Source organism: Paenibacillus polymyxa (genome assembly GCF_018614975.1).
In the GTDB taxonomy this organism is placed as follows: domain Bacteria; phylum Bacillota; class Bacilli; order Paenibacillales; family Paenibacillaceae; genus Paenibacillus; species Paenibacillus polymyxa_E.
The window spans coordinates 73,519-87,939 of sequence record NZ_JAGGNR010000039.1; the positions used below are offsets into that span (position 1 = coordinate 73,519).

Consider the following 14,421-nt stretch of genomic DNA (forward strand, 5'->3'; position numbering starts at 1 on the left):
CTGTTATTTCATCTAAAGATAAGAATATCAGACTTGAGGGATGGATCAAAATGCCAGAAGCTTAGTCCTTCACTGCCCCTGCCGCGATATCCGAAATAAACTGACGGCTGATGAACAGGAACATGACGATAAGCGGAATGACGGCAAGCAACGTACCGGCGATAACCATGGCATAGTCTGTGTTGTACAGTCCGTTTAATTGAGACAACGCAATCTGCAACGTGTATTTGCGTTCATCCGTCAGGACGATCAAAGGCCACAGGTAGTCATTCCATACGCCGATAAAGGTGAACGCGCCGAGGAAAGCAAAGGCAGGTCGCAAGATTGGCAGCGCCACGTTCCAATAGAGTCGGAAGAAATTACAACCGTCGATGCGGCCTGCATCCAGCAGATCGTTTGGAATCGACTCCGTGGCATACTGACGAATCCAGAAGATTCCGAAGGCGTTCACCATACCCGGGATAATAAGGGCTTTGAAGGAACCGACCCAGCCGAACGTAGCCATCAGCACGAAGGACGGCACGAGCGATAGCTGAGAAGGTACCATCATGGTCGCGAGCAGCAGGATGAAGAGCCACTTTTTGCCGGGGAATTCAAACTTCGCAAACGCAAACCCCGCCAGTGAGTCGAAAAACAGTACAAGAATGGTCACGAGGCCCGACACAAACAGCGTATTTAGAAAAGCTCCCCAGAAATCAATCTGCTGCAACACCCGCGTGATGTTATTCCACAGTTCACCCCCGAACCAGAGTTGAGGCGGGAACTTGTAGATATCGGACGTTGTCCGGGTGGACATTACAATCAGCCAATAGAACGGGAACATGGATATGAGCATGCCCCCGATAAGACCGGTATACAACACCAGCGATTTGAGGTGTTTGGTCGCCATGTGCGCTCCCCCTTATCACATCAGGATGATTTGCCTTGAACAAGCTTCCAGTTCACAATCGAGAACAGGGCGATAATGAGGAACATGCCCCAACCAACGGCAGCGCCATATCCGAAGTAATTATTAATGAAGGATTCACGGTAGAGGTAGAGTACAATCGTCATGCCTGCTGCACCAGCGCCGCCATCATTACCTACCAATACTTGAGGCTCGGTGAACAGTTGCATACCGCCGATCGTTGATGTAATGACCGTAAACAGGATCACAGGACGCAGCATCGGAATTGTAATTCGGAAAAAGGACTGTATCGCTGATGCGCCGTCAATCTTGGCCGCTTCGTATAATGTCTGCGGGATACTCTGTAATCCGGCCAGATAGATGACGGCGTTATATCCGGTCCAGCGCCAGACCACCATGGAGGAGATTGCGACTTTGATGCCCCATGGTGCATTAAGCCACTCCACAACCGGTAGCCCGACCGACTGCAACAGATAATTGAGAAAGCCATAATTGTTGGCAAATAAAGCACCGAAGATAATAGCTACTGCCACGATGGACGTGACGTTTGGCAGGAAATAACCAACCCGAAACAGGGTGCGAAACTTCACAAATGGTGCATGCAGCAGAAAGGCAATAATCAAGGCGAAGAAAAGCATCGGAATCGTTGAATAGATCCAGATCATGAACGTGTTGCCCACGGCTTGCCAGAACTCGGCATCGGTCAGCATGTATTTGAAGTTGTTGAGCCCGTTGTACGTCATGACACCGATGCCATCCCATTTATGAAATGCCAGATAGAGTGAAAACCCTATTGGGAACAGGCCAAATACCGCAAACAGAATATAAAACGGTGATATCGCAACATAAAGTGCACGATGCTCCCACATCCTGGACCACAGTGATTTCTGCCGATTCAGATCAGGTCTGGTATTGCCAGGATCGGGCGTAAGACGAGGTTCAGTTACAGCCATATGAATTCCTCCTTTGCGGATAACGAGACCATATGAAACCAGGACCAGTAATCAGGATAACACTGTAATCCTTGCTCACCGCTGCAATTCCCGCTCGACGCGGTGTACCGTATCCGTCCAGACCTGCTCTGGATCGGCATTTTGCTTCGCGACATCATTCAGACGCCGGGTGATAATGTTGTGTACGGATGGGTATCGTTCGCCAAAGAAAGCATCCGGCACATCCTGTGCCGACTCGGCAAATACAGGTCCTGTCGCCTGTCCACCAAAGAAAGGTTCTTTTTCTTTCATGGCAGGATCATCAAACACACCTGGTGCAGAAGGGAACAGGTTCAATGTCTGATATTGCTCCAATTGATTTTCGGGACTTTGCAGCCAGCGAACCAGTTCAAAGGCTTCCTGGGGATGCTCACTGGACTTCAGGATGGACAGGAATGATCCTCCGTTGTTGCCATCTCCCCCCGGTGCCCGAGCGACCCGCCACTTCCCGGATGTATCCGGAGCGGCTTCCTGAAGGACTTGTTTCATCCAGACAGCGCCTACGAACGAGGCGATCTCACCATTATTCATCGCGGCGTTCCAGCCCGGAGTCCAGCCATCTGCATTGGCAAGTAGTTCCTTCTCTTTAAAAGCAACGGCCGTATCCCAGCTCTTGCCCACAGTAGGAGAATCCATGCCGATAAAGGACCCGTCTGGCCGGAAATAACGCTCCGCAGACTGCGATATAACTTGGTTGTAAACGGTTGCAATATTGTCGGTCAGAAATACCTTGCCTCCGAACTTCTCCTTGAGCTGCTCGCCAGCAGCGGCATATGCATCCCAGCTGTTGATCTGGCGTGTAACGTGTTCAGGATCAGATGGCAATCCAGCTTCCTTGAACAGATCTTCTCGGTAGAAGAGAGCTGTTGGTCCCGTATCCATCGGGAAACCAATCATCTGCCCACTTGGCGTAACGCCTTGCTTCCATTTCCACGGCAGATATTGGTCTTCAATATCTCCCGCACCGAGATCATACAGATTATAGAAACGGTCCTCACTGGGGAATAGCTCCATGATCCAGTCGTTTAATGCCACAATGTCTGGTTCACCTGAGCGTGCAGCGAGTGTTGTTTTGAGTTTTGCCTTGAAATCACCGCCGATTTTCTGAGCTGTCAGTTCAATATTGGGGAACTTTTCCTTAGCCCTGGCAATCAACTTATCATCGATGGAACGGTTCCAGTACCACAATGTAAGCGCTACCTTTTTATTGTTCGCTGAATCGTCCTGTCCGGGCCAGATGGAGCATCCGCTTATGAGCAGGACGCAGACCATCATGATGGCTGTCCAGCATGTTCTTTTCCGGCGGATCATGTGCAAAACCCCCTCATCGTTAAGTTCGAGGCATGAAGTGCTTTGGACTACAACATTAGTGTATGAGCAGTTTATAAACTCATACCCAATATTCCTGAATTGAAACACATATTTGTGTCCGTTACGTAACATAATTTTAGTAGTTACTTTAAAAATAAAAGCTACTTGACACTTTATAATTTTTATTCTAAACTAACTTACATAAAGTAACTAATGGTGATGAGAATGATATAGATACGTACTATATAACATCCAAGTGATCCAAATTCACTCAGGATGCGAATCAATCAACATACAAGTTGGCATAAACAGGAGGAACGACAATGATCAATTCACATATTATTCAACTGCTTGCCCCTAAAATTCAGACTTTTCCGAGTGGAAAAGAGTTTATATACCTTGTAGGGCCGATTAAACTCCCGGTAAATCTCGATGGGGAGACCAAGACATTCCAGTGGTACAGCTGGATGAAATCGGACAAAGCGATGGAGAGCGGCGAGTTGATTGAATCCCTTGCTGAGGCTGAACTGGCAGAGCGTCAACAATCCAGTGTTCTGGTGTATGGTGACTTTGCTGAAGCACAAGAAGCGATGATACGGATGCATAGTATCTGTCATACAGGCGATATTTTTGGCAGCAAACGCTGTGATTGTGGCTTCCAATTGGAGCAATCCATGAAAATGATCGCCGCACACGGAGCGGGTGCACTGTTCTATCTTGCGAACCATGAGGGACGTGGCATCGGTCTGTTCAGCAAAGCCATGGCGTACATTTTGCAAGAAGAAGGTCTGGATACGGTGGATGCAAACTTGCAGCTCGGATTCACAGACGATGCCCGCAGTTATGACGATGCGATTGCTGTGTTGCGTGCGCTTCGCTCTGCTCCAGTTACTCTGATCACCAACAATCCACGGAAGCTCGCTGCTTTGCAGGAAGCGGGATTGAATGTGGGCGGACGTGTCCCACTATGGGGAGATCGTTCTGCATTCAACGAGAAGTATCTGCAAACGAAAGTGAATCGTTCCGGTCACTTGGCAGAAAGTGATGGTTGGGCTGGGGCAGAGACGTTGCTTCCGCATGCGCAGGCTTAAACATTATATAGATGTATGCGATTAGCTGATTAGCCGTTGTTGTACTCTCCGTTAAGGAGGAATACTGCAGCGGCTTTTTGGTATGACCATGATACCCGGCAACTAGATCTTTCTGATTTACGGAATGGCTTGCTGTTCCCACAGGGCGGATTATACAATATAGGCATCTGATGAATGCGGGAGGAACCAAGGTGCCATTTGAGGGACAACGTATGTTGCCGGCTGCGAAGAGCATGAAGCAGTTTGAGGCGATGATTGAAGGCCCTTATACCTATGGGGTGATGCTGGAAACGCATATTGCACAGCTTCAGAGTGTAATGGATGAGGCGCGACGGTATGACAAAAAGATACTTTTGCATGCAGATCTGGTACAAGGATTAAAAAACGATGAGTATGCGGCAGAGTATCTGTGTCAGCATATTCGCCCCGCAGGACTGATCTCTACGCGAGCGAGTGTTATTCAGAAGGCAAAGCAGAAAGGCATTACAGCGATTCAACGTATTTTTCTGCTGGATACCCATGCACTGGAGAAAAGTTATCTGTTGCTGGCCAAAACCCAACCGGATTATATTGAAGTACTACCTGGCGTCATTCCGCATATTATTGCGGAAGTAGCTGTGCGTACGGGGATACCCATTATTGCGGGGGGATTGATCCGTTCACCGGAAGAGGTTGAACTTGCGCTTGGCGTCGGGGCTACGGCAGTGACCACATCCAACGCAGATCTGATTCGACACTTCGAGAAATCGCTTACACCGTAAAAAGAACCCACAACAGGAGGTTGGCTGTATGGAAAAATATATATTAGCTCTGGATCAGGGCACAACAAGCTCCCGAGCTATTCTGTTTAACCGTGGCGGAGAGATTGTGCACATTGCACAGCAGGAGTTCCCCCAGTATTTTCCCAAACCGGGCTGGGTGGAGCAGAATGCCAACGAAATCTGGAGTTCCATTCTTTCCGTGATGGCTTCATGTCTGGCAGAGAGCGGAATCAAACCTGTTCAGATTGCTGGAATTGGAATTACCAATCAGCGGGAGACGGTTGTGGTATGGGACAAAGAAACAGGCAGACCCATCTATAATGCAGTGGTATGGCAATCCAGACAGACCGCAGATATCTGTGAAGAATTGAAGACGCAGGGTCTCGGGGACCTTTTCCGCCGTAAAACAGGGTTACTGATTGATCCCTACTTCTCGGGAACAAAGGTGAAGTGGATCCTGGATCATGTCCCTGGTGCCCGGGAGCGTGCAGAGAAGGGTGAGGTGTTGTTTGGCACGATTGATAGCTGGCTGATCTGGAAACTGAGCGGGGGTACACATGTCACGGATATCTCCAATGCCTCACGTACCCTGATCTATAACATCTATGATCTGCAATGGGATGACGAATTGTTGGATATTCTCGACATTCCTAAGGCGATGCTGCCAGAAGTGCGAGGTTCATCCGAGGTGTATGCACACACAACAGACTATCATTTCTTTGGTCATCGGATTCCGATTGCGGGAGCGGCAGGAGATCAGCAGGCAGCGATGTTTGGTCAGGGCTGTTACACCAAGGGTAGTATGAAAAATACATATGGTACCGGTTGTTTCATGCTTATGAATACGGGAGAGAACCCGGTGCAATCCAATCATGGACTGATTACGACGATTGCCTGGGGGATGAATGGCAAGGTTGAATATGCGCTTGAAGGCAGCATTTTTGTTGCAGGTTCAGCGGTTCAGTGGCTGCGTGATGGATTAAGAATGCTTCGCTCTTCCAAAGATAGTGAGGATTACGCCTCACGTGTGCCTTCGACAGACGGTGTTTATATGGTGCCTGCATTTGTGGGACTGGGCAGTCCGTATTGGGATAGTGAGATTAAGGGTGCGGTGTTTGGCTTGACCCGAGGCACGACAAAGGAACACTTTATCCGTGCTACGCTTGAGGCGTTGGCGTATCAGACCAAAGATGTACTGGAGGCAATGGAATCCGACTCGGGTATTCACGTGCATGCTCTGCGTGTGGATGGCGGGGCGGCGGCCAATGATTTCCTTATGCAATTCCAGAGTGATATTCTGGGTATTCCTGTCGAACGCCCAACGGTGAATGAAACGACTGCATTGGGTGCGGCTTATCTGGCAGGATTGGCGGTTGGATATTGGACGAGTGCGGATGAATTGACGGATCATGAAAATACGGAGCGTGTCTTCCAGCCTGTTATGGCTGAGCAACAACGAACAGAGCTGTATGCTGGCTGGAAGCGTGCAGTGAACGCAGCAATGGCTTTTAAATAAAGGAATGATATGAATATTTCTTGGTGTGGGTATTTGTACTTTTTCGCTAAACATATGTTATAAATGATATTTACTGGTGGAAAATGATGCATGATTTACAGGGTAATTATTCCTGGAGAAGCCCCAATATATACCCACTATAAGGAAAAGAATAAGGTTAGTGGATTCATTTGAAATTCCATCCTTTGGCAGAACAACTTTTTGAATTTTTTTTGAATAATGTGTCATTTCAGGACTTCACGCCGTCAAAAATCTGTGATAGGATAAAGGCACAAGTTAAAAAATGATGTCTGGAGATCGGGAGGGACCACGTGCCGCTCAGCAATTGCTGAGCGAATGACGTGGTCCTTTTTTTGTTTTTTTACGGAAAAATTAAGGGAATAAATGGGAGGTTTAAGAATGATAGCAACGTTCTCGTCAGCACACCGGACCGAATATTTGCAAAACATGGCGAATGCACATTTTGACGTATTAATTATTGGTGGTGGGATTACAGGCGCAGGGATTGCATTGGATGCGGCTTCGCGTGGATTGAAGACGGCGCTTGTAGAAATGCAAGATTTTGCAGCAGGTACATCCAGTCGTTCGACCAAACTTGTCCATGGCGGATTACGTTATTTGAAGCAATATGAAGTGAAGATGGTTGCTGAGGTAGGACGGGAGCGGGCTGTAGTTTATGAGAATGGGCCACATGTGACAACACCGGAACCGATGTTGTTACCAATCTATACGGCAGGCACGTTCGGTCGCTTCAGTACATCCATTGGACTGATGGTGTATGATCGGCTCGCCGGGGTGAAGCGCAGTGAACGGCGCCAAATGTTGAATGCTGGAGCGGTGTCAGACAGTGAACCTTTGTTACGCAAACAGGGATTGTTGGGTGGTGGACTCTATGTGGAGTACCGGACTGATGATGCCAGGCTCACCATAGAAGTGTTGAAAGAAGCTGTCAAACGTGGGGCACAGGCAGTGAACTACGTCAAGGCGAAAGGTTTCCTGAAGGAGAATGGCAAGATTACAGGTATTGAAGCCATGGATCAGATCGATGGGCAGATATATACGCTGAAAGCAAGCAAGGTGATCAACGCTTCTGGTCCATGGGTGGACGGTCTGCGGGAATTGGACGGTTCACGCCAGGGGAAAACGCTACAGATGACCAAAGGTATACATTTGGTCTTTGATGGTGAACGATTCCCATTGAGGCAGGCCGTCTATTTTGATACACCAGATGGTCGAATGGTGTTTGCTGTCCCACGTGATGGCAAAACCTATGTAGGCACAACCGACACCGTATATCAGGATGATCCTGCACACCCGCAAATATCCGACTCGGATCGCAATTATGTGATTGATGCAGTTAATGGCATGTTTCCAGATGTACACATTGGTACCGAGGACGTGGAATCCGGATGGGCGGGTGTGCGTCCACTAATTCATGAGGAAGGCAAGAATCCTTCCGAAATTTCACGTAAAGATGAAGTCTGGGTATCCGAATCCAATCTGATTACGATTGCCGGGGGCAAGTTAACCGGATACCGTAAAATGGCCGAGATGGTCGTTGATCTGGTCGCACGCCAGATGGAGCAGGAGCGTGGACATTCCATAGGCCCTTGTGTAACAAAGAAGATGCCTATCTCCGGCGGTGATGTAGGGGGATCGGCTGGATTTGTATCGTATGCGGAGCGCAAAATCAAGGACGGTGTCGCCCTTGGGCTTGCTCGACCTGCTGCGGAGCGGTTGGTTCGCACGTATGGTTCCAATGTGGAGGCACTGTATGAGCGAATGCCTGATCCACGCACCAAGTCCGAGCTTCATGGCATGCCACAGGAGCTATTGCTGATGCTACGTTACGCGATTGACGAAGAGATGGCTGTAACCCCGTCTGACTTTTTGGTACGAAGAACAGGTGATTTATTCTTCCGTATTGATGAAGTTCGTCGCTATAAAGCAGCGGTTATCTCGTATATGGCAGGTCGTTTGGACTGGTCTGTAGAGCAAGAGGTTAAGCATACACAGGAACTGGATCAGCTGTTGCTGGAAGCATCCGGAAAAATCTGAGGCAGGATTTCAAGGTCGAGAGTCGAATGGAACATGTAAGCGTGTAACATAGAGAGGGGATTACATCCATGACATTACAGATCGGAATTATTGGAACAGGCTGGTTCAGTAAGGTACACGCGGATATTCTCGCACGGATGGAAGGTGTTCGTGTCGCGAGTGTCTGTGGAACATCGCTCGAAAAGGCAGAGGCGATGGCCTCCGTCTATGATGCTGTTGGTTACGGGGAACTTGAACATATGCTGGATGGTGAGAAGCTGGATGCGGTGTATATCTGTGTGCCTCCGATGTCTCACGGATCGATTGAGTCCGATTTAATCCGCCGCGGTATTCCATTCCTGGTGGAGAAACCTCTTAGCACTGGAATGGACGTTCCGCATCAGGTATTGGATCAGGTGCAAAAGAGCGGATTGTTAACCTCTGTCGGATACCATTTCCGTTATCAGGAGGCTGCGCAGGTCCTGCAGCAAGCGATGAAAGAACAGACGGTCGGCATGGCTCTTGGCCGCTGGATGGGCGGAATGCCAGGGGTCGCCTGGTGGCGGCGTCAGGACGGTTCAGGTGGACAATTCGTCGAGCAGACTACACATATTGTAGACTTGCTTCGGTATTGTGCAGGAGAAGTTACGGAGGTATATGCTGTAGCAGCTCAGCGAAGCATGCATGAGAAGCATGAGCATGTCACCGTTGCCGATGTGGCGAATGTGACGCTTAAGCTGGAAAGTGGAGCGATTGCCAGTATCGCGAATACATGTCTGTTGCCAGACGGAGAGGGCGGCGCAGGGCTCCAGTTCTACACGGATGCAGGCGTGTGGGATTGGACGCCAGAACGTTTGCTTCTGCCAAGTGCCGCAACACATGCGATGGCAGGTCTGGAGATTCCGGCAGGACATAATCCATACGAGCGTGAGAATGAAGCGTTCATTCATGCCCTGCGTACGGGAGACCGTTCACGAATTCTGTCCGATTATGCGGATGCCTGTCGTACACAGGAGATTACGACGGCGGCGCTGGCATCGGCAGACTCTGGTCTGCCAGTACAGCTTCAGCCTTCAAAACATCTCTCTCATTAAAAGGTTGAAGGTAATATAAATACGCCTGAATCAGGGAATGATCCGCAGATCAGCCTGATTCAGGCGTATTTGTGTTGAATAGAGAGTATTGAGCAGCAATTCAACTACTCGGATTTCTGCTGTTTCAACCAGTCGGAAGACCAACTGTAGATCTGATCAATGACAGGTTCAATGGCTCTGCCTTTGGGTGTTAATTCATACTCTACACGGGGAGGTATCTCGGGAAACATATGCCGGGTTACGATACCTTCCGTCTCCATTTCCTTCAATCGCTCCGATAAAAGTCGTCCACTGATCGCCATCTCTGCTTCAAGCTCCGTAAACCGCTTGGGTCCAGACAACAGTTGGTACATGATTAACAGTACCCATTTCTTGCCTATGATGTCTATGGCCTGAGTGATCATACAGGGACTTGGTGCTTTTACTTTTTTCAGCTTCAACGTGTTCACCTCGATTCATGATCATATTTTTTGCAATGTAGCAGTGTATATGAAAAGGACATGGTTTCTGCCGCGCTAAGAATGGTAGGATATTCACGTAAATGAAATGAGGGTTACTACAAAATATACTGTAACATACCTTTTGTATGTATTATACATCATATAGCGAAAATTTACTTGAAGAAATTATATTATTATTATATACTAACTTCACAAAAGTAAGTTGGTGATAAATAATACGTATAATATGAACGCGTACTATTCTGAAAATTGAACTGGGCTGAACGGTTGAAGACAGAGTGACCTTTGGGAACTTTTACATAGATTCTTTTTTTTACAATGTGCAGCAAAAATAATCATTACATAGTAGGAACATATCATTTGTTACAGGAGGATCTACATATGAACAAAGTTTTGGGTTACGTTTTTCTGGTTGTGCTTGCAGGTGTGTTCGTCATGACGGGGTTTAACAAGATTAGTGGAGCAGACATGATGATTCAGACCTTCGAAAGTTTCTCTTATCCGACATGGACCATGTATTTGCTGGGCGCCGCGGAGTTGCTTAGTGCCGTAGGATTGCTGATTCCACGCACTCGCATCCTGGCTTCTGGCATACTTACATTCATTCTGATTGGGGCCGTGGGAAGTCATCTGATCTATGCACAATACGCTGCTGTTCCGTTCCCGGCTGTGTTGTTGGTAGCTAACATTATTGTCCTGGTTGTAGGCATGCGCAGATTGGAAGCAGAAGAAGAAGGCCAGATAGACGCGCTTCAGGCGTAAGTGTTATGCAGAAGATGACCACTGCCAGTGAGCGGTGGTCATCTTTTTTTATGTAAGACTTCGCATGGCACGTGTAACGATTCGCCGCGTATGTTGGGTATCCGACTGCTGAGTCCAAGTGGCACAGACCTGCCGCACCCACTCTGGATTCGTCTTGCTGGCGTCGTTCAGCCAGTTACTTACCGAATCCTGCACATACTTATGGGCATCGGATTTCACCGCGTCAAGCAAGGGAAGGGCCATGGCCGGATATTCTTTTAACTCCTGAATATGCTTGGCCCAGACGCCACGAGGTCTGATTGATTCTATGGCAAAGCGACGGATCAGTGGATCAGGGTCAACGCTCCATGGGATTAACTGTTGCAAGGCTGAGGATAATTCGGCAGAGATGGACTCCCGTACAGCCATCCAGGCGATTTCTCTTACACCAAAGTGATGATCTGCTGCAAAGGGCCGAAGCTGCTCCAACTTTTCAGTCAGGTTCAGTCTGGAATCCAACCCAATGATATAAGCCGCCCAGCAGCGAACACTGTCTGAACGATGCTCTGCAATGGAACGAAAGAGATTCGTTTGTTCATTCATTGTTAGACGTTTCAACAGATTAAGCCATTGCATGGCTATGGCCGGGATGATTTTCATGATCCGCTGCTTATCCATCTGTGTTAACTGCTCTGTAATTGCGCTGGTTTCGGCATCCATTCCCCATTCATGGGTAATCTTCTGAAAAAGAGAAACATGATCTACAGCCAGCCATTCGGTCAGATTGACCGATTCGATATGTCCTGCTTGTAGCCAATTGCGGATATGCTCAGGGATTTCCGTTGCTTTACGGGCACCTTTGCGAAGAAGAATGTTTTCAGGGATAAACAGATCTGATTTAGCATCCAACGGTATGTACTCCTCCTTGGTTGTATAGACTTATGAGCTATACAGTACAACCCGCTGGAGAACAGGGATGTAAGGCATCTTACAAGTGGGCAGTTATTTTCCGAAGGGTGGCGATTTCGTCACGATGAAGGGAGACTGATTTGAATCCGGTACGAATACGGCCTGCTTTTGCCAAGTCTTGCATGACAATCGTAACCGATTCCCGTGTGGCTCCCGCCATCCAGGCAATCTCCTGATGGGTAAGCGTGAGTTGAATCCGGCAGTACTCATTCTCTTCGACCCATCCCATCTGTTCAGCCAGCCGGAAGAGATTATGTATCACCTTTTCATGCAGGCTTCCGAGTGCGAGCGTCTGTGTCAACTCGCTCATTCGTTTGATCCGCTTGCTTAGTACGTTCATCAGTCTCATCATAAATTCCGGATGTTCAATCAGAAACTGTTCAAAACGTTGTTTGTTCATCAGGCAAATATCACACTCTTCCATCGTTTCGATATAAACAGCGCGTGTTCCGAGTGAGATTCCGTTCATTTCTCCAAACACGTTACCTTCCGTCAAAATATCGAGAGTGAACTGCTTGCCCTCCGGGTTTAATGTATATAAACGAACCTTTCCCCGTTTCACAAAATAGAAACCTTCTGTAAACGTATCCGGTGTCTGGATCTGTCTATTTTTTGGTAGGGTCGTAATGGAAGTCATCCCATCCATTTCAATCAGATCTGCCTCGGACAAGGAAGACATGAGGTCGAATTGTGATAAATACAGAATTTTATCCATAGTACTCCTTTCCATTACAATATGAATATAAAAAAAGAAGAACCCACGAAAAACAACGGGTTCTCTTGCAGCGGGACTTCCTGAGTTGGAAGGTCTTCTGACTATAAATAATCGAATACCATTCTTATTATAGTAATTTTTTTAATTGAGAGACGCGTCCTTGGCTAATGCCAAGCTTTTCCGCAATTTGCTGTTGAGACAAACCAGGATTCTGTTCAACAATTTCTTTCATCTGTTGCAGCATGCGTGCCGTCTTCGGCCGCAGGTCCGGATATTCTTGGTTGTCAGCTGTGGTCCCTTCTTCCCTAGCGGGAGATGAGACTGAGGCGGATTTGGTAGCAGGACGCTCCACGGGTGCAGGAGCCTGTTTGTTCTGAGGTACGAACCAGTGGGGAGAGTCATCCGGGTTTTTTAATTGGATTGCACAAGTCCGGCAGATGAATTGTTCTTTGAAATACATTTCCGTATCTACATCACCGCAAAAAATACATAATGTTGATTTGTACTTTCTTAAAATCAACTCTTTCCCTTCAATGAAAAACTCAAGCGGATCGCCGATATGGATTTCCATCGTATCCCGCATTTCTTTGGGAAGCACAATTCGTCCAAGACGGTCCAGAGATCTCTTCATTCCGGTTCTTTTCATCGCATCTCCCCCGCAATTCTCAATTAAAACCTGTCTTTATTGTAAGGAAGAAAGGGCTTTAATACAACAATAATATTTCAAAAAAGTGGGATAATTCCATCTATTATGGGAAAATAAGTTTGGAAAGGATGGGTGCAACGGCTAAAGTGAACAATGCAGCGAGCACCATGGAGATGCTGGAGATGGTTCCTGTCAGGGAACTCAGTTCAAACGCCTTGGATGTTCCTGTGCCATGGGCACCGGTTCCAAACAGTGTGCCTCGTGCAATCTCCCCATCGATGCGCAGCATCTTGACGATAGAAGGTCCCATAATCACCCCGAGCAGGCCTGTCATAATAACAAAAACAGCTGTCACTGCGGGAATGCCACCGATTGTAGCCGATACGTTCATGGCAATGGGTGTTGTAATGGAGCGTGGGATCAAGCTATGGATCAGCCCGGAATCCAGGCGGAGCCATTTGGCGAGCAGGGCAGAAGAGAGTACTGCAACGACCGAGCCAGTCATGACACTGAAGACAATCTCGGAAATATGTTTTTTGAGTACATGGAAAAAGGTGTAGAGCGGTACGGCAAAAGCCACGGTGGCCGGTTGGAGAAGCAGGCTCAGCCATTTGCCGCCACTGCTATACGTGGTATAATCCGTTCCGGTTGCGAGCAATATGCCAACGACAAGGAGCGGCGTAATGAGCAGTGGAGACAGATATACTTTCGGCAGATTGCGATACATTCGTTTGGCAATCCCATAGATACCAACGGTTAACAGCAGGCAGAGAAATCCAATCATCCGGTGTGACGCTCCTTTCGTTTGGCAATTCGTGTAGCAACCAGGCCTGTGCAGGACATGACCAGGAAAGTACTAAGTAGTACGATGAATAAAATCTGCAATCCGTCATGCTCCAGCATGGGCATATAGTTCATAATGCCAACGGCTGACGGGATAAAAAATAACAATAGTTCACCGAGCAGCCAGGCAGCTCCAACTTCAATCCAGCGCAGCTTCACGACACGAGTCTGAAGCAGAATGAATAACACAACCATACCGAGTATTGAACCGGGTACAGGAAGATGGAGAGTACGGGCCAACAGGTCCATGAGCAGTGAAAAAACCATTAAGAGCGCAACCTGTGCAATACCAAGGCCCCACTTTTTCACTTCAATCCCTCCCACTATAAAGTAATGT

15 protein-coding genes are annotated in these 14,421 nt (G+C 47.9%); 6 read left to right on the forward strand and 9 right to left on the reverse strand.

Translation table 11 applies throughout. The features are described from left to right. Positions 1-61: 61 nt before the first annotated feature. From J7E78_RS24435 to J7E78_RS24445, 3 genes are all read right to left on the reverse strand, one after another. Entirely contained in the window at positions 62-889 is an 828-nt protein-coding gene (locus tag J7E78_RS24435) for a carbohydrate ABC transporter permease (RefSeq protein WP_036612996.1), read from the reverse strand. A 20-nt stretch (positions 890-909) separates the two neighbouring features. After that, the gene (locus J7E78_RS24440) at positions 910-1,776 is read right to left on the reverse strand and encodes a carbohydrate ABC transporter permease (RefSeq protein ID WP_062837111.1); all 867 of its coding nucleotides are present in this window, start codon (positions 1,774-1,776) and stop codon (positions 910-912) included. Between the two features lie 159 nt (positions 1,777-1,935). After that, entirely contained in the window at positions 1,936-3,210 is a 1,275-nt protein-coding gene (locus J7E78_RS24445) for an ABC transporter substrate-binding protein (protein WP_215078782.1), read from the reverse strand. Positions 3,211-3,533: 323 nt separating this feature from the next. Here J7E78_RS24445 and J7E78_RS24450 point away from each other — a divergent pair, with 323 nt between their 5' ends. The 5 genes from J7E78_RS24450 to J7E78_RS24470 all read left to right on the forward strand — a co-directional run bounded on the left by J7E78_RS24450 (position 3,534) and on the right by J7E78_RS24470 (position 9,709). Continuing rightward, complete coding sequence (locus tag J7E78_RS24450) at positions 3,534-4,301, forward strand: GTP cyclohydrolase II (protein WP_215078784.1); 768 nt, start codon at positions 3,534-3,536, stop codon at positions 4,299-4,301. 191 nt (positions 4,302-4,492) lie between these two features. Continuing rightward, positions 4,493-5,062 carry a glycerol-3-phosphate responsive antiterminator gene (locus J7E78_RS24455; RefSeq protein WP_215078786.1) on the forward strand — a complete coding sequence of 190 codons (570 nt, stop codon included), beginning with the start codon at positions 4,493-4,495 and terminating at the stop codon, positions 5,060-5,062. Between the two features lie 28 nt (positions 5,063-5,090). Continuing rightward, positions 5,091-6,578, forward strand: a complete 1,488-nt coding sequence (glpK, locus tag J7E78_RS24460; RefSeq protein WP_215078788.1) for a glycerol kinase GlpK — start codon at positions 5,091-5,093, stop codon at positions 6,576-6,578. Between the two features lie 399 nt (positions 6,579-6,977). Beyond that, entirely contained in the window at positions 6,978-8,636 is a 1,659-nt protein-coding gene (locus tag J7E78_RS24465) for a glycerol-3-phosphate dehydrogenase/oxidase (protein WP_285229467.1), read from the forward strand. A gap of 68 nt (positions 8,637-8,704) precedes the next feature. After that, the gene (locus J7E78_RS24470) at positions 8,705-9,709 is read left to right on the forward strand and encodes a Gfo/Idh/MocA family protein (RefSeq protein ID WP_215078790.1); all 1,005 of its coding nucleotides are present in this window, start codon (positions 8,705-8,707) and stop codon (positions 9,707-9,709) included. 104 nt (positions 9,710-9,813) lie between these two features. On the opposite strand, the gene J7E78_RS24475 is transcribed toward J7E78_RS24470, so the two are convergent. Next, positions 9,814-10,113 carry a winged helix-turn-helix transcriptional regulator gene (locus tag J7E78_RS24475; RefSeq protein ID WP_026081419.1) on the reverse strand — a complete coding sequence of 100 codons (300 nt, stop codon included), beginning with the start codon at positions 10,111-10,113 and terminating at the stop codon, positions 9,814-9,816. A gap of 438 nt (positions 10,114-10,551) precedes the next feature. Here J7E78_RS24475 and J7E78_RS24480 point away from each other — a divergent pair, with 438 nt between their 5' ends. Then, the gene (locus tag J7E78_RS24480) at positions 10,552-10,932 is read left to right on the forward strand and encodes a DoxX family protein (protein ID WP_215078793.1); all 381 of its coding nucleotides are present in this window, start codon (positions 10,552-10,554) and stop codon (positions 10,930-10,932) included. Between the two features lie 48 nt (positions 10,933-10,980). Here J7E78_RS24480 and J7E78_RS24485 read toward each other — a convergent pair whose 3' ends face one another. From J7E78_RS24485 to J7E78_RS24505, 5 genes are all read right to left on the reverse strand, one after another. Further along, positions 10,981-11,820, reverse strand: a complete 840-nt coding sequence (locus J7E78_RS24485) for a DNA alkylation repair protein (RefSeq protein ID WP_251035238.1) — start codon at positions 11,818-11,820, stop codon at positions 10,981-10,983. A gap of 79 nt (positions 11,821-11,899) precedes the next feature. Beyond that, positions 11,900-12,595 carry a Crp/Fnr family transcriptional regulator gene (locus J7E78_RS24490; protein ID WP_215078795.1) on the reverse strand — a complete coding sequence of 232 codons (696 nt, stop codon included), beginning with the start codon at positions 12,593-12,595 and terminating at the stop codon, positions 11,900-11,902. Positions 12,596-12,722: 127 nt separating this feature from the next. Continuing rightward, positions 12,723-13,241 carry an AbrB/MazE/SpoVT family DNA-binding domain-containing protein gene (locus tag J7E78_RS24495; protein WP_215078797.1) on the reverse strand — a complete coding sequence of 173 codons (519 nt, stop codon included), beginning with the start codon at positions 13,239-13,241 and terminating at the stop codon, positions 12,723-12,725. Between the two features lie 103 nt (positions 13,242-13,344). Further along, entirely contained in the window at positions 13,345-14,025 is a 681-nt protein-coding gene (locus J7E78_RS24500; RefSeq protein ID WP_215078799.1) for an LrgB family protein, read from the reverse strand. Continuing rightward, a complete protein-coding gene (locus tag J7E78_RS24505) occupies positions 14,022-14,393 on the reverse strand; it encodes a CidA/LrgA family protein (protein ID WP_017691758.1) in 372 nt (123 codons plus the stop codon). The genes J7E78_RS24500 and J7E78_RS24505 overlap by 4 nt, the downstream gene beginning before the upstream one ends. Positions 14,394-14,421: the final 28 nt, after the last annotated feature.